The organism is Ensifer sp. NPDC090286 (genome assembly GCF_044769565.1).
Lineage (GTDB): Bacteria > Pseudomonadota > Alphaproteobacteria > Rhizobiales > Rhizobiaceae > Ensifer.
In genome coordinates, this window is the sequence record NZ_JBIVYF010000001.1 from 765224 (window position 1) to 785227 (window position 20004).

22 protein-coding genes are annotated in these 20004 nt (G+C 62.3%); 13 read left to right on the forward strand and 9 right to left on the reverse strand.

Annotated features, from left to right (window positions below; all coding sequences use genetic code 11):
* Positions 1 to 51: 51 nt before the first annotated feature.
* On the reverse strand, positions 52 to 366 hold the full coding sequence (locus ACIQUG_RS03800; RefSeq protein WP_043614504.1) for an ATPase inhibitor subunit zeta: 315 nt from the start codon (positions 364 to 366) through the stop codon (positions 52 to 54).
* A 309-nt stretch (positions 367 to 675) separates the two neighbouring features.
* Between ACIQUG_RS03800 and purC the strand changes: the two genes are divergently transcribed.
* From purC to ACIQUG_RS03820, 4 genes are all read left to right on the forward strand, one after another.
* Positions 676 to 1440, forward strand: a complete 765-nt coding sequence (gene purC, locus ACIQUG_RS03805; protein ID WP_043614507.1) for a phosphoribosylaminoimidazolesuccinocarboxamide synthase — start codon at positions 676 to 678, stop codon at positions 1438 to 1440.
* A 17-nt stretch (positions 1441 to 1457) separates the two neighbouring features.
* Positions 1458 to 1700, forward strand: coding sequence for a phosphoribosylformylglycinamidine synthase subunit PurS (gene purS, locus ACIQUG_RS03810; protein WP_034794427.1), 243 nt, complete (start codon positions 1458 to 1460; stop codon positions 1698 to 1700).
* Positions 1701 to 1869: 169 nt separating this feature from the next.
* Positions 1870 to 2541 carry a phosphoribosylformylglycinamidine synthase subunit PurQ gene (gene purQ / locus ACIQUG_RS03815; RefSeq protein WP_043614510.1) on the forward strand — a complete coding sequence of 224 codons (672 nt, stop codon included), beginning with the start codon at positions 1870 to 1872 and terminating at the stop codon, positions 2539 to 2541.
* A gap of 55 nt (positions 2542 to 2596) precedes the next feature.
* A complete protein-coding gene (locus ACIQUG_RS03820; protein ID WP_043614513.1) occupies positions 2597 to 3004 on the forward strand; it encodes a hypothetical protein in 408 nt (135 codons plus the stop codon).
* A 93-nt stretch (positions 3005 to 3097) separates the two neighbouring features.
* Here ACIQUG_RS03820 and ACIQUG_RS03825 read toward each other — a convergent pair whose 3' ends face one another.
* Positions 3098 to 3352 carry a DUF1127 domain-containing protein gene (locus ACIQUG_RS03825; RefSeq protein ID WP_402317556.1) on the reverse strand — a complete coding sequence of 85 codons (255 nt, stop codon included), beginning with the start codon at positions 3350 to 3352 and terminating at the stop codon, positions 3098 to 3100.
* Between the two features lie 82 nt (positions 3353 to 3434).
* Here ACIQUG_RS03825 and ACIQUG_RS03830 point away from each other — a divergent pair, with 82 nt between their 5' ends.
* Positions 3435 to 4853, forward strand: a complete 1419-nt coding sequence (locus ACIQUG_RS03830; protein WP_205238735.1) for a PLP-dependent aminotransferase family protein — start codon at positions 3435 to 3437, stop codon at positions 4851 to 4853.
* Between the two features lie 92 nt (positions 4854 to 4945).
* Positions 4946 to 5527 carry an acyloxyacyl hydrolase gene (locus ACIQUG_RS03835; protein ID WP_402317559.1) on the forward strand — a complete coding sequence of 194 codons (582 nt, stop codon included), beginning with the start codon at positions 4946 to 4948 and terminating at the stop codon, positions 5525 to 5527.
* A gap of 110 nt (positions 5528 to 5637) precedes the next feature.
* Here ACIQUG_RS03835 and ACIQUG_RS03840 read toward each other — a convergent pair whose 3' ends face one another.
* Positions 5638 to 6387: a hypothetical protein gene (locus tag ACIQUG_RS03840; protein ID WP_402317562.1), complete on the reverse strand. Its 750-nt coding sequence runs from the start codon at positions 6385 to 6387 to the stop codon at positions 5638 to 5640.
* Between the two features lie 428 nt (positions 6388 to 6815).
* Here ACIQUG_RS03840 and purL point away from each other — a divergent pair, with 428 nt between their 5' ends.
* The 6 genes from purL (at position 6816) to ACIQUG_RS03870 (ending at position 13318) form a co-directional block, all read left to right on the forward strand.
* Complete coding sequence (purL, locus tag ACIQUG_RS03845; RefSeq protein ID WP_402317565.1) at positions 6816 to 9047, forward strand: phosphoribosylformylglycinamidine synthase subunit PurL; 2232 nt, start codon at positions 6816 to 6818, stop codon at positions 9045 to 9047.
* Between the two features lie 225 nt (positions 9048 to 9272).
* Positions 9273 to 9506: a BolA family protein gene (locus ACIQUG_RS03850; RefSeq protein WP_034794447.1), complete on the forward strand. Its 234-nt coding sequence runs from the start codon at positions 9273 to 9275 to the stop codon at positions 9504 to 9506.
* Between the two features lie 6 nt (positions 9507 to 9512).
* Positions 9513 to 9761 (forward strand): hypothetical protein, encoded by a 249-nt coding sequence (locus tag ACIQUG_RS03855; protein ID WP_402317568.1) that lies wholly within the window; start codon positions 9513 to 9515, stop codon positions 9759 to 9761.
* Between the two features lie 131 nt (positions 9762 to 9892).
* Entirely contained in the window at positions 9893 to 10231 is a 339-nt protein-coding gene (grxD, locus tag ACIQUG_RS03860) for a Grx4 family monothiol glutaredoxin (RefSeq protein ID WP_104664104.1), read from the forward strand.
* 474 nt (positions 10232 to 10705) lie between these two features.
* A complete protein-coding gene (locus ACIQUG_RS03865) occupies positions 10706 to 11944 on the forward strand; it encodes a multidrug effflux MFS transporter (protein WP_402317571.1) in 1239 nt (412 codons plus the stop codon).
* Between the two features lie 81 nt (positions 11945 to 12025).
* Positions 12026 to 13318, forward strand: a complete 1293-nt coding sequence (locus ACIQUG_RS03870) for a multidrug effflux MFS transporter (protein ID WP_402317574.1) — start codon at positions 12026 to 12028, stop codon at positions 13316 to 13318.
* Positions 13319 to 13397: 79 nt separating this feature from the next.
* On the opposite strand, the gene ACIQUG_RS03875 is transcribed toward ACIQUG_RS03870, so the two are convergent.
* From ACIQUG_RS03875 to ACIQUG_RS03895, 5 genes are all read right to left on the reverse strand, one after another.
* Entirely contained in the window at positions 13398 to 14222 is an 825-nt protein-coding gene (locus tag ACIQUG_RS03875; protein WP_402317577.1) for an inositol monophosphatase family protein, read from the reverse strand.
* Positions 14219 to 15103 carry a tRNA 2-thiocytidine(32) synthetase TtcA gene (gene ttcA / locus ACIQUG_RS03880; protein WP_402317580.1) on the reverse strand — a complete coding sequence of 295 codons (885 nt, stop codon included), beginning with the start codon at positions 15101 to 15103 and terminating at the stop codon, positions 14219 to 14221. The genes ACIQUG_RS03875 and ttcA overlap by 4 nt, the downstream gene beginning before the upstream one ends.
* Positions 15104 to 15231: 128 nt before the next feature.
* On the reverse strand, positions 15232 to 16179 hold the full coding sequence (locus tag ACIQUG_RS03885) for a glutaminase (protein WP_402317583.1): 948 nt from the start codon (positions 16177 to 16179) through the stop codon (positions 15232 to 15234).
* 153 nt (positions 16180 to 16332) lie between these two features.
* Positions 16333 to 16950: a 30S ribosomal protein S4 gene (gene rpsD, locus ACIQUG_RS03890; protein WP_034794529.1), complete on the reverse strand. Its 618-nt coding sequence runs from the start codon at positions 16948 to 16950 to the stop codon at positions 16333 to 16335.
* Positions 16951 to 17177: 227 nt separating this feature from the next.
* On the reverse strand, positions 17178 to 17705 hold the full coding sequence (locus ACIQUG_RS03895; RefSeq protein WP_402317587.1) for a MarR family winged helix-turn-helix transcriptional regulator: 528 nt from the start codon (positions 17703 to 17705) through the stop codon (positions 17178 to 17180).
* Between the two features lie 109 nt (positions 17706 to 17814).
* On the opposite strand from ACIQUG_RS03895, the gene ACIQUG_RS03900 reads away from it, so the two are divergent.
* Positions 17815 to 18150, forward strand: coding sequence for a cupin domain-containing protein (locus ACIQUG_RS03900; protein WP_192447155.1), 336 nt, complete (start codon positions 17815 to 17817; stop codon positions 18148 to 18150).
* Between the two features lie 72 nt (positions 18151 to 18222).
* Here the strand turns inward: ACIQUG_RS03900 and ACIQUG_RS03905 are convergent, their stop codons facing one another.
* Positions 18223 to 19740 carry a helicase HerA domain-containing protein gene (locus ACIQUG_RS03905; protein ID WP_402317590.1) on the reverse strand — a complete coding sequence of 506 codons (1518 nt, stop codon included), beginning with the start codon at positions 19738 to 19740 and terminating at the stop codon, positions 18223 to 18225.
* Between the last annotated feature and the right edge of the window lie 264 nt (positions 19741 to 20004).

Below are 20004 nucleotides of genomic sequence, written 5' to 3' on the forward strand. Positions count from 1 at the left end.
CGGCCGGAAGGACGGGCGGCGCTTCAATGGATCTGGCAACAGCCTTTCGGCTTACTTGCTCTGCAGCTGCTGGACGGCTTCGCCGAGCAGTTCGAGCATACGCACGCGGATCTGCTCCTCGCTCTGGGCAACGCCTGCCGCGTCGAAATCCGCCTTGATCTTGCGAACGACATCTTCATGGCCGGCTTCTTCGAAGTCGGCAGCCACCACTTCGCTGGCATAGGCGTCGGCGTCGGCCTTGCCGAGCAGGCCGGCGGCCCACAGGCCGAGCAGCTTGTTGCGACGCGCTTCAGCCTTGAACCTCAGCTCTTCGTCCATCGCAAATTTTGCTTCGAAGGCCTTTTCGCGATCCTGCATCGACGTCATCAATCAATCTCCCTGAGAATTCCATGTCTGAAATCAGTTTATCGCCATAAATCAAAACGCGGGTCAAACTGCAATGCGAAGTTTTTCGGATCGATGACTTTCGTGTTACCTTTGAGGGGTTTCCTCGGTCGCGTTCTATCCCGGAAAGCATCGCGGCATCCGGTGCGTCGAGGAGGACACGCAGTGCCCCATGCAAATCAGGGGACTGGAACATAGGCCGATTGTGAAATCGGTTCTTTTCAGCTATGGACCGCGAGAGATACTCCACGTGCGCGCCCCAAGAGCGCCAGTAAACACAGAGACAAATCCATGAATCGTCGCCGCCGTATCTACGAGGGCAAGGCCAAGATCCTCTATGAGGGTCCCGAGCCGGGCACGCTGATCCAGTTCTTCAAGGACGACGCGACCGCCTTCAACAAGAAAAAGCACGACGTCATCGACGGCAAGGGTGTGCTGAACAACCGGATTTCCGAGTATATCTTCACGCACCTCAACAAGATCGGCATCCCCACGCACTTCATCCGCCGCCTCAACATGCGCGAGCAGTTGATCAAGGAAGTCGAGATCATCCCGCTTGAGATCGTCGTGCGCAATGTCGCCGCCGGCTCGCTGGCCAAGCGTCTCGGCATCGAGGAAGGCACAGTCCTCCCCCGTTCGATCATCGAATTCTACTACAAGGCCGATGCGCTCGAAGACCCGATGGTCTCCGAAGAGCACATCACCGCGTTCGGCTGGGCAAGCCCGCAGGAACTCGACGACGTCATGGCGCTCGCCATCCGCATCAACGACTTCCTCACGGGCCTGTTCCTCGGCGTCGGCATCCAGCTCGTCGATTTCAAGATCGAGTGCGGCCGCCTGTTCGAAGGCGACATGATGCGTATCGTGCTTGCTGACGAGATCTCGCCGGACAGCTGCCGTCTCTGGGACATCGAGACCCGCGAGAAGCTCGACAAGGACCGTTTCCGCCGCGACCTCGGCGGCCTCGTCGAGGCCTACCAGGAAGTCGCCCGCCGTCTCGGCATCATGAATGAGAACGAACCCGTGCGCGGCACCGGTCCGGTTCTCGTGAAGTAACTTCGGGGAAAATCAAAGTGATCAAGGCACGTGTAACCGTGACGCTGAAGAACGGCGTTCTCGATCCGCAGGGCAAGGCAATCGAAGGCGCGCTCGGTGCGCTCGGCTTCGATGGCATCGGCCAGGTTCGCCAGGGCAAGGTCTTCGACCTGCAGATCGAATCCGCAGACAAGGCCAAGGCCGAGGAAGACCTCAAGGCCATGTGCGAAAAGCTGCTCGCCAACACGGTGATCGAGAACTACAGCATCTCCTTCGCCTGATCCTACAGGAAAAGGGGGCGTTCCGCGTCTTCGGGCGCGGAACCAGACGTTACGAAATGCCGGAGCAGCCGCTGGTCCCATGGGGAGCGCCGCTGCCATCGTCGCAGCAGATGCCTGGCTCGTCGGAGTGCGGCATCAAGATTGATCTCGCCGTATCGGAGACACAGATATGAAGTCAGCCGTCGTCCAGCTTCCGGGCCTCAACCGCGACCGCGACATGATCGCGGCCCTCACCAAGATCTCCGGCAAGGCGCCTGTCACCGTCTGGCAGACCGAAACCGATATTCCGGATGTCGATCTGATCGTCATTCCCGGCGGCTTCTCCTATGGCGATTACCTGCGCTGCGGCGCGATCGCTGCGCGCATGCCGGTCATGCAGGCGATCAAGGCCAAGGCGGAAAAGGGCGTAAAGGTTCTCGGCGTCTGCAACGGCTTCCAGATCCTCGTCGAGGCGGGGCTCCTGCCCGGCGCGCTGATGCGCAATGCCTCGCTGAAATTCGTCTGCCGAGAGATCAAGCTCGAAGTTGTCAACGCCGACACCGACTTCACCCGCGCCTACTCCAAGGGCCAGATCATCCGGTCGCCGGTCGCGCACCACGACGGCAACTACTTCGCCGATGCCGAGACGTTGAAGACGATCGAAGGCAATGGCCAGGTGGTGTTCCGTTATGCTGAAGGCACCAACCCGAACGGTTCGATGAACGATATCGCCGGCGTCATGAACGCTGAAGGTAACGTGCTCGGCATGATGCCGCATCCGGAAAACCTGATTGAAGCCGCCCACGGCGGTTCCGACGGTCGCGGCCTGTTTGCGTCTGCCCTCGAAGTAATCGCCGCTTAACCATCCGGCTGGTAGAAGGCATTCGACCCATCCCCATTTGCGAGCGAGACCGTCGATGCCTTCATTTGCCCCTGCACGCCTGACCGGCCTTGCCTGCACGGCCTTCGGTCTTGTGCTTCTGGCCTCGTGCCAGTCGCCGAAGCCGCCGGCACCAAGCCCGAACACGGCGGCGCTGCCGACCATGGAACGCGTGGCGCTCGGTGCCAACAGCTGCTGGTTCAAGTCGGGTGACGCCGAATTCAAGTCCTATCGCCTTGCGCCCGAGCTCAACTCCTTCTCCGGCCGTCCGCGCATCCTGATTGTCCCGCGCAAATCGCCGGAGGCACGCCCCCTCGCCGTCGTTCAGGCCGAGGGCAATCCGGCCCGCCTGCAGGCCTTCGGGCCGCTGATGAGCGAACCGACGGGAACGCGCATGGCCGCCGACATCAAGCGCTGGGCTGCTGGCGGACAGGGCTGCAAATAGCCCAAGCTGAACGTGTCGAATTGATCCAAGGGCCGGTTGACCTCAAGGTTGCCGGCCCTTTTGCATTTCGGACAGTCGTTCCGATCCGATCGGCTAGCGCCAGAACGGGACAGACGATTCCTGGCGCGCGTCCTTCTTGCAAACGCCGATATCCTTGAGCTGCCACTCACTCAATTCCCCGAGCGCCAGCCGGCCGCGCCGCTTTGCAGCCAGCGTGCAATAGAGGCTCCAAAGACGCTTGAGCAGGCTTTCGCGCTCGTCCGAATAGTCGCCACCCAGCAATGTGCCGGCGCAGCCTGCGGACTTCGCCTCCGAGCGGGACAAACAAATTGTATCGATTGTACTCATTGATAACCCCAATGCAGCGATTGCTATCGTTGTATCGGTGATAATTGACATATTTCGCGCTGTAATCTAAAGAATTGTCACTATGACAAATTGGCTCCCGGACATTCAGCAAGGTCATGGCCCGCTCTACGCGCGCATCGCCGACCAGATCGAACAGGCAATTGGCAACGGCGCCCTGCCCGTCGGCGCCAAATTGCCACCGCAACGCAACCTCGCCTACGACATCGGGGTGACAATCGGCACGATCGGGCGCGCTTACAATATCGTCCGCGAGCGCGGGCTGGTGAGTGGCGAGGTCGGACGCGGCACCTATGTGCTCGACCATCCCGAAAGCCGGCCGCCGGAGCAATCGGATCCGCTGACGACGTCGCTTGCCGGCACCCGCCCCCTGGTCGCGCCCGTCGGCAAGCTCAGGTTCGACAGCACAGCGGCGCCGGACATCGGCCAGGGAACGGTGCTGAGCGAAGTGTTGGGTGAGATCAGCCATGAGCATCACGCCGATATCGCCAGCTACGCGCGGAACTTCCCGGATCATTGGTTCGAAGCCGGGTGCCAATGGCTGGCGCGCGGCGGGTTTCGCCCCAAGCCTGAAAACATCGTGCCGACGCTCGGCGCCCATGCGGCCGTCGTGGCGGTGATCGCGGCGGTGACCGCCCCCGGCGATCGCATTGCCTTCGAGACCCTCACCTATTCGCAGGTCAGCCGCAGCGCCGGCCTGATCGGTCGCCGCACGACGCTGGTCGAATCCGACGCCTTCGGCATGATCCCCGACGACTTCGAGCGCGTCTGTGCGCAGCAGCATCCCAAGCTCGCCTTCCTGATGCCGAGCGCGCAGAACCCGACGGTGGCCGTCATGCCGCTCGCCCGCCGCCAGGCGATCGCCGATATCGCCCGCAAATACGGCGTGTGGCTGGTCGAGGACGATCTCTATGGCGCCATGACCGGCGACCAGACGCCGCTGCTCGCCGAGCTTGCGCCCGAACGCACCTTCCTCGTCGGCGGTCTTTCGAAGTCCGTTGCCGCAGGTGTTCGCGGTGGTTGGGTCGCCTGCCCTCCGCATTTCGGCCAGCGCATCCGCATCGCCCACAAGATGGTCAGCGGCGGCCTGCCGTTCATCCTGGCGGAACTGTGCGCGCGCCTGGTGCTCTCCGGCTCGGCTGCGGCCTTGCGCAGCCAGGGCATCGAGGAGGTTCGCGCCCGCGAGGCGATGGCGCGCGAAGTCTTCGAGGGCATCGAGTTCGCCTCGCATCCCTGCATTCCGTTCCTCTGGATGAAGCTGCCGGACCCCTGGCTGTCCGGCACCTTCAAGCAAGCGGCGCTGCAGGAAGGCGTGCTCGTCGACGACGAGGACGAGTTCAAGGCCGGCCGCACCGATCGCGTCTTCCATCGGATCCGCATCGGCTTCTCCTCGCCACCGCAGCGCGCCGAAGTCAGGGCTGGCTTCCAGACGCTGAAGCGGCTGCTCGACAGCGGCCGAGCCGGCTACGACAGTTTCGAGTGACGATCGAAATCCGCGGGGTGACTTTCGCGCAAGCTTACGCAAGATACTATTTTAGCAGTATCGCGTAGATGATTCGCCCCTAAGGATTTCGCATGCCGCTACCGTTTCGCCCTGTCTCGTCCCGGCTGATCGCCCCCTTCCTTTTCGTCACGACCACCTCCTTCATCGCCGCGCAGGCGCTGGCTCAGGACGGCGTCTTCGACGAAATGCGCTTTGGCGTGACGACCTCGATCGCCAGCGGCGACAAGCAGGAAGACGGGGTGTTTCCGTCTTTCACGCTCTACTTCGATCCGTTCAATGCGGATGGTGCGGCAGATTTCGGCGAGAAGCTGTTGCGGCCGCGTGTCTATACCGGTGCAGCCGTGGCCACAGCGTCGAACGGCGTCAACCAGGCCTATGCTGGCTTGAGCTGGACCTTCGACATGACGCAGCGGCTCTTCGTGGAGTTCGGCGCGGGCGGCACGGTTCACGACGGCGATCTCGACGATCCCAACGGTTCCGGTCCGCAACTCGGCTGCCGCTTCCTCTTCCGCGAATACGCCGCCGCCGGCGTGCGCCTCGACGAACACTGGAACGTCTCGGCGACCGTGGAGCATGCGTCGCATGCCAATCTCTGCGACGGTCCCAACAACGGCCTGACACGCGCCGGCCTTGCGCTCGGCTACAAGTTCTAGGCCGAGTTCGTCCAGAATCCCATGCGGCATCAGTTAAAATTGATCGCCCGCGTATTTTTGGCGGCAGCAAACCCTTTCGATGTACAGTGGTTCGCGACTGATATCGACGCTCAGCGCTTTAAGCCCTTGATGTTCGATGCGCTTTGGAAGCCGAAGGCATCCGCCCATTTGTCGCCCCAGGCGCTGAGTTCCGCGCTGGCGGCAAACATCGCTATCGCGGTGTTCCTCAACCTGCTGCCGTCAAAATTGTGCGGTTTTGTCGGGTCTTTGGCGATCTCGAGGAGCTCCTTCAGCGTGGCAGTCGCTTCGTCCTGGGCTTTGCTATGACGAGCAGACAGGGCGCCACGGGTGCTGTATCCGTTGATATCCTCGATGTTGATTATATTTGATGAGCCGTTCGAATGTCGGAAACCGATGACGAATTCATCACCCGTGAATTTCTGGCGGTTTCCTCTGATTAATCCCACAAGGGCATTCGTGATCGCGTTTTCATCCGTTATGCCCGGGCGCCTTGCTTTTTCCGCCTTCACCAGTCCCGCAAAACGATCCCCGTCCTCGTTGATCAACGCCTTCAGAGTGTCACCCACGCTTGGATCGCTCGACTGGAAACCGCCCGAATGTAGAAAGTCCATCGTATCCGAGACGATATCGTCATTGGCCTGTTTCAGATCCAGGAGGCCGCTGGTGATCTGAGACGCGGCTTGTGTCCTCACCGGGCTGTCGCCGCCCGCAACCTTATAGATGATCGCCGAAATGGCATCGATTGCTCCCGCCTGCCCCCCGCTTTCTTGAGGCAGCGGCGCCTGCGCCCGCTGAAGGATCAGTAAGGCTGCGTTGTTTGTAGCGGCGATGGAGGTCATGCTCGTTCCCTCATACCTCCGCCGCTCTATCATCTTCGGTGAAGTACGTCAGTTCGGGCCTCATGCACGAAACGGTGATTGCGATTTGCATATGCAACCTTGGAGCGTATTCCTTAATAATGCGCGAAAACCCGTAAGATTTGCAACTAAAACGTGAGATGATTGGCGATAGTGGATCTTCGACCCCGCGATCGGGCGCGCCGGTCCGCACGACGCAGAGCGACGTCGATCACTGCGGACTTGAGGCGCGGGACAACAGCGCTCCATGCGGCCGTCAACCGCTGTTGATCGCCCGTATTTTTCTGTCGCGCCGCGTCGCAGCATAGGTTAAAGAAGCCGCAAAGCGCCCCCTGTTTCTGTTGCGGTTCGCACGCGCCATATTCCTCGCTAGTGGATTGCGCGCCGCCCGAAGGATTTGACGGTCGACGATGACGATTTCCAACACCCGCCCCATCACCCCGGACCTCATCGCATCGCACGGGCTGAAGCCTGACGAATACGAGCGCATCCTCGGCCTGATCGGGCGCGAGCCGACCTTTACCGAGCTCGGCATCTTCTCGGCCATGTGGAACGAGCACTGCTCCTACAAGTCCTCCAAGAAGTGGCTGCGCACGCTGCCGACCAAGGGCCCGCGCGTCATCCAGGGCCCGGGTGAAAACGCCGGCGTTGTCGACATCGACGATGGCGACTGCGTCGTCTTCAAGATGGAGAGCCACAACCACCCGTCCTATATCGAGCCCTACCAGGGGGCGGCGACGGGCGTTGGCGGCATCCTGCGCGACGTCTTCACCATGGGCGCCCGCCCCGTCGCGGCGATGAACGCGCTGCGTTTCGGTTCGCCGGATCATCCGAAGACCCGCCACCTCGTTTCCGGCGTCGTTGCCGGTGTCGGCGGCTATGGCAACTCCTTCGGCGTGCCGACCGTCGGCGGCGAAGTCGAGTTCGACGCCCGCTACAACGGCAACATTCTGGTCAACGCCTTTGCTGCCGGCCTCGCCAAGAGCGACGCCATCTTCTACTCCAAGGCCGAAGGCGTGGGCCTTCCTGTCGTCTATCTCGGTGCCAAGACCGGCCGTGACGGCGTCGGCGGTGCGACCATGGCGTCCGCCGAGTTCGACGAGTCGATCGAAGAGAAGCGCCCGACCGTTCAGGTCGGCGACCCCTTCACCGAAAAGTGCCTGCTCGAAGCCTGCCTCGAGCTGATGACGACGGGCGCCGTCATCGCCATCCAGGACATGGGTGCAGCCGGCCTCACCTGCTCTGCCGTCGAAATGGGCGCCAAGGGCGACCTCGGCATCGAGCTCGACCTCGACACCGTTCCGGTGCGCGAAGAGCGCATGACCGCTTACGAAATGATGCTGTCGGAGAGCCAGGAGCGTATGCTCATGGTTCTTGAACCGGCAAAGGAAGAAGTCGCCAAAGCGATCTTCGTCAAGTGGGGCCTCGATTTCGCGATCGTCGGCAAGACCACCGACGACCTGCGCTTCCGTATCCTGCACCAGGGCGAAGAAGTCGCGAACCTGCCGATCAAGGAACTGGGCGACGAAGCCCCGGAATATGATCGTCCCTGGACCCCCGCAAAGTCCGCTGCGCCGCTCGCATCCAACGATATCCCGCAGGCCGATGTCGCAGACGCGCTCGTCAAGCTCGTCGGCTCGGCCAACAACTCGTCGCGCCGTTGGGTCTACGAACAGTATGACACGCTGATCCAGGGCAACTCGCTGCAGCTGCCGGGCGGCGACGCCGGCGTCGTGCGCGTCGAAGGCCACGCCTCCAAGGCGCTCGCTTTCTCGTCGGACGTGACGCCGCGCTATGTCGAAGCCGATCCTTACGAAGGCGGCAAGCAGGCGGTCGCCGAGTGCTGGCGCAACCTGACGGCAACCGGATCGCTGCCGCTGGCAGCCACCGACAACCTCAACTTCGGTAACCCGGAACGTCCTGAAATCATGAGCCAGCTGGTTCATGCCATCAAGGGCATCGGCGAGGCCTGCACCGCGCTCGACTTCCCGATCGTGTCCGGCAACGTCTCGCTCTACAACGAGACCAACGGTCAGGCGATCCTGCCGACCCCGACGATCGGCGGCGTTGGCTTGATCAAGGACTGGTCGAAGATGGCGCGTATCCGCTTTGCCGCTGAAGGCGAAACGATCCTCGTCGCCGGCGCCCCTGCCGGTCTCGGCTCGCACATCGCCCAGTCTGTCTACATGCGCGACGTCCACGGCCGCACCGACGGCCCGGCACCGCATGTCGACCTCGCGCACGAGCGCAAGGTTGGCGACTTCGTCCGCGGCCTGATTGTCGACGGTCTTGTCACCGCCGTGCACGATTGCTCGTCGGGCGGGCTGGCGCTTGCCGTTGCCGAAATGGCGATGGCTTCGGGCATCGGCGCCTCGGTCGACGCCGTTGTCGGCCATGATCCGATCGCCACCTTCTACGGCGAAGACCAGGGTCGCTACGTCGTGACGGTTGCCGCCGGTGCGCTCGATGCGGTTGCCGCCCGTGCGAAGGCTGCCGGCGTCTCGCTCCCCGTCATCGGCAAGACCGGCGGCGACGCCGTCAAGCTTGGCGATGCCAAGGCCGTGTCGGTCGCGGATCTCCGCGCCGCCCATGAAGGCTGGTTCCCGGACTTCATGCAGGGCGACGTCGCGCCTGAGAACTAAGAGATCGAGGACGGGAGCTGCAGTTTCTGCGGCTCCCATATCTCTTTTGCGGTGCCTGCTTGCAGGCGCTGCCGGGAGCGATCATTTGATCGTGTTCACGCTGGCAACAGCCCTGCCTCACCCAATTCAGCAATTGCGTTCCGCCCCTGAATCGTGGTTCCCTTGTTTCATGGACAACGTCGGCAGGTTGCTGACGTTGCAGAATAAATAGGGAGTTGGCGTATCATGCCCATGACACCAGGCGACATCGAAGACATGATCAAGGCAGGGATTCCCGGAGCCAAGGTCACGATCCGCGATCTGGCCGGTGACGGCGACCACTATGCCGCCGAAGTCGTGGCCGAGGCGTTTCGTGGCAAGAGCCGCGTGCAGCAGCACCAGATGGTCTACAACGCACTGAAGGGCAATATGGGCGGCGTGCTGCATGCCCTTGCACTTCAGACGAGCGCGCCGGAGTAAGCTGGCGTGGCTGACCTGATCAAGGAACTTGTCAGCGGCGTCGTTGACAGTGCGCTGAAGGAAATCCTCAAGAAGACCGGCGTCAAGCGAACCACCACCAAGCGGACCAAGCGCCGGACACGGCCGACCTCTTCCGGTGGCGGCGGTCTTCTTGGCGACATTCTAGAGGCGGCCTTCCGCAAGCCGGCAAAGAAGCAGGTCAGTCGGCGGAAAACGTCGGCGGCGCGCAGCAAGACGCGGCGCCGCACGGCCTGAGTGGTATTAAAACCACATCTTGAGGACCATCAATATTTGTTGCGATTGGGTGGTGAAAATCACCAATATGCATGCTATCTAAGACCCAATCGATATCCGGCCCTTGAAGCCGGCGCAGGAAGGATGACAGGATGAGCGGAATTCACGAATTCATCGACAACGAAGTCAAGACGAACGATGTGGTGCTCTTCATGAAGGGTACGCCGCAGTTCCCGCAGTGTGGCTTCTCCGGTCAGGTGGTCCAGATTCTCGATTACATCGGCGTCGACTACAAGGGCATCAACGTGCTCGCCGACGCGGACCTGCGCCAGGGCATCAAGGACTATTCCAACTGGCCGACCATCCCGCAGCTCTACGTCAAGGGCGAATTCGTCGGCGGTTGCGACATCGTGCGCGAGATGTTCCAGGCCGGCGAACTTCAGTCCCACCTTTCCGAGCAGGGTATCGCCGTCAAGGGCGCTGCCGCCTGATCTAAGGACGCCTTGTCCCGATCCATCGGAGAAGGCGGGTAACCGCCTTTTTTGATTCGGACGTCGCTGTCCGGATTTCGATTTTCGTTGTCTTCCCAAAGGCTTTGCGCGCTTGGTTCGCGCAATGACCGTTTGAATGTTTGTGAAAGCGGGCTTCCTTCCTGTAACGTTTCCGGCGTTCTGAAGCGAGGCCTGGGCCGAGTTTTCGGCCTGTCATGAAGCAGTCGCGATCGTTCGGCATAAGCAGCAACGGTTCCCGCTCCGGCCTCCCGGCACGGAAATGACCCCGTCGCTGCCGATCGATGCCCTCACCGTTTCATGCAGGCCCGGTCCAATTGGTGCGGCTGCCCGGTCGCCCCCGCCTGACATCCCTGTGCCGACCGGCATTAAGCCAGCCGACATCCTTATTTTCCGGCACCGTCCGGACCCAGACCCGTTTCGCTTGGCGCTGACCGCGCCGCTAGGACTTTTGAAATGACAAGCACGACCAACGACGACGCCCTGCCCGGCCTCACGAAATTCCAGTTCATCGCGCTGATGGCCACCCTGATGGCGACGAACGCGATTTCGATCGACATCATGCTGCCGGGTCTTCAGGAAATCGGCGCGAGCCTCGGCGTGGCGTCGGAAAACGAGCGGCAATACATCATCACCGCCTACCTGCTCGGCATGGGCGTGGCGCAGCTGTTCTTCGGGCCGTTGTCCGACCGCTTCGGACGCAAGCCGCCGCTTCTGGCCGGCCTTGCGCTTTATGCCGTCTGCGCGGTCGCAATCGCCGTCGTGCCGACCTTCGGTCTCATGCTCGCCCTGCGCTTCATACAGGGCGCCGGTGCGGCCGCGACGCGCGTCATCACCATCTCGATCGTCCGCGACGTCTATGGCGGCCGGCAGATGGCGGAGGTGATGTCGCTGGTCATGATGGTGTTCATGATCGTCCCGGTCATCGCCCCGTCGATCGGCCAGCTCATCATCAGCTTTGCCGAATGGCACATGATCTTCGTCATCGTCGCGCTTTATGCGGTGATGAACATCGCGATCGTGCTGTCGAAGCTCGGCGAAACGCTTGATCCGGCGCACCGCCGCGCCTTCACGCCGTCGGTGATCCTCAGCGGTTTCCGCATCGTGCTGACCAACCGGCTGTCGCTGCTCTACACGCTCGCCACCTCGGTCATCCTTGGCGCACTGTTCGGCTTCATCAATTCGGCGCAGCAGGTGCTCGTCGGCGTCTACGATCTGGGCGTGTGGTTTCCGCTTGTCTTTGCGGCTTTCGCGAGTATGATGGCGGTCGCTTCCTTTACCAACTCCCGCCTCGTCCGCCGCTTCGGCATGCGGCCGTTGTCCCATGCGGCACTCTGCGGCTTTACGCTCGCTAGCTTCATCTGGATGTCGGCCTCCCTCTATGCGCCGCTGCCCTTCCCGCTCTTCGTGGTCCTCTATTGCGCCACGATGTTCCAGTTCGGGCTGATCGCGCCAAACTTCAACGCCATGGCCATGGAGCCGCTCGGCCACGTTGCCGGCACGGCGTCCTCGGTTCTCGGCTTCATGCAGACGATCGGCGGGAGCGTGATCGGAGCCTTCATCGGCCAGTCCTTCGACGGAACGGCCACCCCGCTTGCCACCGGCTACTTCACTGTCGCTGCGATCGGCCTCGCTTTCGTCCTGATTGCCGAACGCGGCAAGCTGTTCAAACCGCACCATCAGCCGGCCGGCTGATCGCTAAAGCGCCAAAAGTCGCTGTAGCGCTCCAAACCGCTGGCCAGCTTTTTCCAAAGATTGAATTTACGGGTTATCCCAATGTCCACCATCACCAATCAATCCGAACATGTCGACGGGGTCTCGGGGGCCGAGCGCCTCAACATGGGCATCGTCGAATTCATCATCACCATCGCCGTCATGACGGCGAGTGTCGCCATCGCCATCGACAGCATGCTCCCGGCGCTGCCGGCGATCGGCCAGTCGCTGAACGTCGCCAACACCAACGATAGCCAGCTGGTCATCGGCGTCTTCTTCCTCGGCTTCGGCATCTCGCAGATCTTCTTCGGCAGCCTGTCCGACGCCTTCGGCCGTCGCCGCGTGCTGCTCGGTGGGCTCGCCTTCTTCACCGTGTCGATGTTTGCCGCCGCCCTCACCCAGAGCTTCGAGACGCTGCTGATCCTGCGTTTCATCCAGGGTATCGGGGCTGCGGCGATCCGCATCACTACCATGGCGATCGTGCGCGACTGCTTCGGCGGCCGTGAAATGGCGCGCGTCATGTCCTATGTGATGATCGTCTTCATGATCGTGCCGATCGTGGCACCTTCGATCGGCCAGCTCGTGATCCTCTATGCCAATTGGCACTGGATCTTCATCCTGATCGGCATCATCGGCGCGATCCTCTTCGTCTGGGCCTTTTCCCGCATGAAGGAGTCCCTGCCTCAAGAGGAGCGCATGCCGCTCTCCGTCGGCGCGGTGGCATCGGGTTTCAAGACAGTGCTCACCAACCGCATCACCTGCGGCTACATGATCGGCATGACGATGTTCACCGCCGTGATCTGCGCCTATATCGTCACCGTCCAGCAGATCTTCGGCGAGGTCTACGGCCTCGGTGAGTGGCTGCCGATCGCCTTTGCCGGCACGGCCGGCGGCATCGCGGTTGCGAACTTCGCCAACGGCTTCTTCGTCCGCAGCTTCGGCATGCGCCGCATCTCGCACGTCTCGATGATCCTGTTCACGTTGATTTCGGTCGCAGGTTTCGTGATGTCGCTCTCCGGCACGCCGGCCTTCGTCGTCAGCTACCTGATGTTCTCGGTGCTCTTGATGTTCTTCGCTGTCATCGCAACGAACTTCACCGCGATCAGCCTGGAACCGATGGGGCACCTTGCCGGCACCGCCACGGCGATCACCGGCTTCGTTTCGACCACCGGTGGCGCGCTCATCGGCGGCGCTGTCGGCCAGCTCTTCAATGGCACGTTGCAGCCGCTGTTCGGTGGTTTCGCGCTCTTCGGCGCGGTGACGATCCTTGCAACGCTCTGGGCTGAGAAGGGCAAGCTCTTCACCCATCCCGGCGACAAGGACGTCTCCATGGATCACGGCGGCGGCCATATGTAACGGCCGCCATAAGGCAAACAAAAAGCCCGCCCGGAGCGATCCGGGCGGGCTTTCGCATTTTCGGGCCGCTTCGAACGGCTCAGACCGTGAAGACCTCGCGGCGCAGCGTCTCCCAGCTCTCCTTGTCTGTCGCCAGCAGCAGGCCGCCATTGAGATGGGACGGCAGGTAGGGCGAGCCGTCGAAGCGGGCGGCATAGGCGCCGGCTTCCTGCGAAATCAACGTGCCGGCCAGGTGGTCCCAGGGCATCAGCTTCTGGTACATCAGAAAGTGGATGTGGCCGCCGGCAAGCATGCGATATTCATGTGCGGCGCAGCGGTAGCTGGTGGCGATGCGCACCTTCGCCATGTTGGCCATGACTTCGCGGCGTGCTTCCTGCTGGTAGAAACCGGTCGAAGCGCCGCCGACCATGGCCTCGAGCGGCACGCCTGCGGTCACCGACAGGCGCTCCTGCGATCCGTTGGCGCGGCACATCCAGGCGCCCGAGCCCTTCTCGGCGATCACCCAATCGTTGCCGAGCGGATCGTAGATGATGCCGGCAACCGTCTCGCCCTTGGCGACGACACTTGCCATGACGCCGAAGAGCGGCACGCCGGCAGCGAAGTTGAAGGTGCCGTCGATCGGGTCGACGACGACAGCGAGGTCGGCATCGGCGAGCTTTTCGAGCAGCGCCGGGTCGGCGGCAACGGATTCTTCACCGATGAAAAGCGCGCCCGGCGCGACGTCCTCGATGCGCGCCTTGATCAGCCGCTCGGCCGCTTCATCGCCTTCGGTCACGAGGTCGATCGCTTCCGATTTCACCCTGACGTCGCCGGCTTCAAGATTGCGGAACCGCGGCAGGATCTCTTTGACCGCCGCTTCCTGCAGCAGATTGGCAAGGCCGGCAATGTCGACGGGATGGCTCATTCTTTGGGCTCCGGTGTGAGGGACTGGAAATCAAACAGCTTGGGATCGAGTAGGTGCGACGGGTTCACGTGACCGAGCGCGCGCAGCATCGTGTCCTTGCGGCCCGGCATGCGTCGCTCGATATCGGCAAGCATCGCCTTCATCGCATTGCGCTCCAGGCCGTCCTGCGAGCCGCAGAGGTCGCAGGGGATGATCGGAAACTCCATGGCCGCGGCGAACTTGGCGAGATCGTCCTCGGCCGCATAGGCGAGCGGCCGAAGCAGCATCAGGTCGCCTTCGTCGTTCAGGAGCTTTGCCGGCATCGAGGCCAGCCGGCCGCCATGGAAGAAGTTCATGAAAAAGGTTTCGAGGATGTCCTCGCGGTGGTGGCCGAGCACCAGCGCGTCGCAGCCCTCTTCACGCGCGATGCGATAGAGGTTGCCGCGGCGCAGCCGCGAACAGAGCGAACAGTAGGTCGCCCCCGTCGGCACCTTTTCCTTCACGATCGAATAGGTGTCGCGATACTCGATGCGATGCTTGACGCCGATCGATTCCAGGTATTCCGGCAGGATGTGCTTGGGGAAGTTCGGTTGGCCCTGGTCGAGGTTGCAGGCAATGAGCTCCACCGGCAAGAGCCCGCGCCATTGCAGGTCCATGAGCAGCGCCAGCAGGCTGTAGCTGTCCTTGCCGCCGGAAAGGCCGATCAGCCAGCGCTTCGATCCCTTCAGCATGCCGAAATCGTCGAGCGCCTGTCGCGTCTGGCGAAGCAGACGCTTGCGCAGCTTGTTGAACGAGACCGAGGACGGCATGCGCTCGAAAAGCGGGTGTGCGCCGGCGTCGATAGCGGCGTCATCGAACGCGGCTTCAACCGGATCTTGGGGCTGGCTCAATGAAAGGTCCATGGCGGGGATCCTGTGCGGCAGGCGGGCGCAACCGGCGCCCGGCTCATCTTGGCCAGCACTTGCCCGCTCCGGCCGTCAAGATCAAGGGAAATCGGCCTCAAGGCGCAGATCGCCCGCGTCGGAGCGGTTCAAGGGCCGAAGACCGACCAGCCGGTGCGCGCCGCCAGCATTTCGAGCGCCAGAGATCCGAGCAGCGAATTGCCGTTTTCGTTGAGGCCCGGCGACCAGACGGCAACCGAGGCCTTGCCGGGCGCCACCGCCAGAATGCCGCCGCCGACGCCGCTCTTTCCCGGCAAGCCGACACGATAGGCGAAGTCGCCCGAACCGTCATAGTGGCCGCAGGTCAGCATCAGCGCGTTGATGCGCCGCGCCCGCTGGCGCGAGACGACGTTGTGACCGGTCAGCGGGTTGCTGCCGCCGGCGGCCAGGAACAGCCCGGACTTGGCGAGCTGGCTGCAGGTCATCGAAAGCGCGCAGTGGTGGAAATAGACGCCGAGCACGTGGTCGACGGGATGGTCGAGCTTGCCGAAGGAGCGCATGAAATTGGCAAGCGCGAAGTTCCTGTAGCCGGTAGCCGTCTCCGACCGCGCGACCTCATGGTCGATAACGATCTGGTCGTCGTCGGCGAGGTAGCGGACGAACTGCACGATTTCGCCGATCAGTTCCCGCGGCGTGTGGCCGGCGAGGATCAGGTCGCTGATGGTGATCGCGCCGGCATTGATGAAGGGGTTGCGCGGCTTGCCGCCCTCTTGCTCGAGCTGGACGATCGAGTTGAAGGCCGATCCCGACGGCTCGCGGCCGACACGGTGCCAGATGTTCTCGCCGTGCTTGCCGAGCGCCAGCGTCAACGTGAAGACCTTGGAAACGCTCTGGATCGAGAACGGTACCTCGGCATCGCCGACGCGGTAGATCTCGCCGCCTGTGGTCACGACCGCCATGCCGAAATGCTTGGCGTCGATACGCGCGAGCTGCGGAATATAGTCGGCGACCTTGCCTTGGCCGAACCGCGGGCTTAGCTCCCGATGAATGTCGTCGATGATCGCCTGCAGATCCTGCGGCTTCTGCTCTTCGGGCATCGGGCTTCCCTCTTGGTCATCGCCTTTTGATCGAGGCGACGATAAGGCGCTTGTTCGCTGGGGTCCGCGGTTGCGCGGATGCTGATCGGCACTGACAAAAAAGCCGCCCGTTTCCGGGCGGCTTTCGAAACGTCACAAGGCGTGAGCCTCGGATTAACGCGAGTAGAATTCGACGACCAGGTGCGGTTCCATGACGACGGCGTAAGGCACGTCGGAGAGAACCGGAACGCGGACGAAGGTCGCGACCATCTTGTTGTGATCGGCTTCGATGTAGTCCGGAACGTCGCGTTCAGCGAGCGAAACCGATTCGAGAACGGTTACGAGCTGCTTCGACTTTTCCTTCACTTCGATGACGTCGCCCGGCTTGCAACGGTAGGAACCGATGTTGACGCGGACGCCGTTGACCTTGACGTGGCCGTGGTTGACGAACTGACGGGCAGCAAAGACCGTCGGAACGAACTTGGCGCGGTAGACGATCGCGTCGAGGCGCGATTCGAGCAGACCGATCAGGTTTTCCGGGGTGTCACCCTTGCGGCGGTCAGCTTCAGCGAAAATCGCGCGGAACTGCTTCTCGCGGATGTCGCCGTAGTAGCCCTTGAGCTTCTGCTTGGCGCGCAGCTGTACACCGAAGTCCGAAAGCTTGGACTTGCGGCGCTGGCCGTGCTGGCCCGGGCCGTATTCGCGGCGGTTTACCGGGGACTTCGGACGGCCCCAGATGTTTTCGCCCATACGGCGGTCAATTTTGTACTTGGACGATTCGCGCTTGCTCATCGCATTTCCTTTCAAATGGTTACACCGGCCTGTTTCCAAACCGGATCAAGGAAACACGCCCTCCTCTGAACCCATTTTCGGGGTTCTGACAGGTTTCTCACGATCAAGCTGACGGAGAAGCCACGGGACATGTCAAATGAAACACCGGACATTTCTGCCCGGCGTTGGGGCGGCTTTAGTGGGTCCGGCCCCTGTTGTCAAACGAAATCGTGACAAACAGCCGTTGATCACGCCGGATCACCCGACGGCGCTTGCTCCAACGAAATCAGCAGCTTCCTGAGGAGCGCCGCCAGCGCTACGCGGTCTTCCTTGCTCAGCGCGTCGAGGTAGCGCGCTTCGCTCGCCATGTCGGCACGAAAGGCGTTTTCCGCAAGCGCTATTCCCTTTTCCGTCAGCCCGACGACGCTGCTGCGGCCATCGGAGGCCGAGCGTTCGCGCAGGATCAATCCCGCTTTCTGCAGCCGGTCGAGCCGGTGCGTCAGTCCGCCCGACGAAATCATCAGCAGCGTATAGAGATCCGTCGGCGTCAGCCGGTAAGGCGGCCCGGATCGCCGAAGCGTCGAGATCACGTCGAACTCGCCGCGATCGATGCCGAAGGATGCGAATGTCTCTTCGATCGAGGGGCGCACCAGATTGGAAAGCCGGTAGGCGCGACCGAGGATGGTCATCGGCTCCGTGTCGAGGTCCGGCAGTTCGCGGTCCCATTGCGCCCGCAACCGGTCGACGTGATCGCTCTCGGTCTTTTCGTTTTGCATCGCTTGCTCCAGGTCTTCGAAATTATCTTGACGAGAAGATAGCTTCGAATAATATCTTCTCGTGAAGATAGTTCATTGCAACCGACAAGCCAACCCGATGGAGGCCAGCATGTTTCATGTCATTCCGCGCTCAGAGCAAAAACCGAGCCCCAAGCGGACCATCCTGTTTGAAGGTGGGCAATATGGCACGCCGATTTCGCTCTTCCTGATGGATGCTGAGCCAGGCCAAGGGCCGGCGCTGCATGTGCATCCCTATCCCGAGACCTGGCTCATTCATTCCGGCGAGGCGGAGTTCACGGTTGGAGATGAGACGCTGATCGGTAAGACCGGTGACATCATCGTCGTCGAAGCCGGCACGCCCCACCGTTTCGTCAACAATGGTACGGCGCGGCTCGAGATGACCTGCATCCACGCGTCCGACCGCGTCATACAGGAATTTATCTGAGCCATGCCGACACGGTCGGCTACTCGCGCCTTGAGTTCCCGCGAGAAACGAAGGCTTGATCTGTAACCGGACTCACTCCGCCGCAGCGGCGGCCGCGCCCGTCACATCCGGCCCGTTGGCGTCGCCTGGAGCGGTCTCGCTGCCGAGGTCCGGGAAGGCAACGATGCGCTTTCCGGCGAAATCCGCATGGATGACGATCAGCCCATGCTCTTCGAAGTAGCCGAGCAGACGACGAGCCCGCCTTGCGGAATGGGTGCCGTAGGCGCGCGCGATCATCGCGTCGGAGGGGCATGGCAGACCCCGGACGGCCGCCTGCGCCATCATCAGGAACACGGCCTGCAGATCCTCGGTGACGCGATCGGCAAGCTGCAGGGCCTGGGCCCAGGTCTCGCTCGCAGCAGTCTCCGGATCGACGCCTGAGCGCGCGACCGCCATCTTGCGGCGGAACGCGCCAAGTGACAGGGCCGTACCGGACGGCATGCGGCGAATGCGGCAGCGGACCAGGAAGTCCTGAAACAGTTCCGCGTCCGGCCGGAAGGTTGCCTCCGGATTGGCGAGGATTTCCGCAAAGACGCTGTCGAGCAGGGTCTCTTTCTCGTCAGCGGTCATCTCCGGCTGCGTCGGCCTTGCCTCGATCGGCGCGACCGGCTCGGGCCGTGGGCGCGAAAGCTCGGCAAGAATGTCGGTCGTCGGGCGCGGCGGCGCAACGGCGCGGCGCATGATCGGCCGGGTCAACTCGTCCGGATCCGGCGTGAAAATCAGGTCCTCGACGTCCTGTGGCGCCTCCGGCAGCGGCATCAGCTTCGGGCTCGTCGAGCGGGCCGAGGTCTCCACCGTGCCGATCGTTACCTTGAGCGGGCGGCGCGACAGGGCCGGACCGAGTGCGACGAACGAACCGCGCTTCAGGTCGCGGAACATTTCCGCCGTGCGTCGGTCCATGCCGAGCAAATCGGCTGCGCGCAGCATGTCGATGTCGAGGAAGGTGCGCCCCATCAGGAAGTTCGAGGCTTCCGCCGCCACGTTCTTGGCGAGCTTCGCCAGGCGCTGCGTCGCGATGACACCGGCAAGCCCGCGCTTACGGCCGCGGCACATGAGGTTGGTCATGGCGCCGAGCGAAATCTTGCGCACCTCTTCGGTGACGTCGCCTGCAACCGACGGCGCAAACATCTGCGCCTCGTCGACGACGACCAGCACCGGATACCAGAACTCGCGATCCGCATCGAACATGGCGTTCAGGAACACGCCGGCATTGCGCATCTGCTGCTCGATATCGAGCCCTTCGAGCGAGAGCACGCAGGAAACGCGATGCTGGCGAATGCGGTTGGCAATGCCGATCAGTTCGGCGTCGGTACGCTCACCCTCGACGACCACGTGGCCGAACTTGTCGGCGAGCGTGACGAAATCGCCCTCGGGGTCGATGATGCACTGCTGCACCCAGGGCGCGGACTGTTCCAGCAGCCGGCGCAGGAGATGCGACTTGCCCGAGCCGGAATTGCCCTGGACCAGAAGACGGGTGGCCAGAAGCTCCTCGATATCGAGCGAGGCCGATGTCCCTTCGGACGTCGCTCCCATGTCGATGCCGACCTTCATGTCCACCTCTCGCGCGAGAGCGTTCCGCTTGTCGAACCGCTCAATGTGTTGGTTTCATGCAATTCCGCGCGCAGACGGCGGCGCATATTTCCGGAATGCTTTAGATGATTCGCGATCATGCGGAGACCGCCAATCGGGCGACACCTAACACGGATTTTCCGGAAAGCCTGCCATCGCCGAAGAAAACCCACAGGGAATACGCGCCGCAACAGCGACGAACGCTTAAGTCGCACGCAGCCTGTCGCAAGATAAAGTTGAGATTTT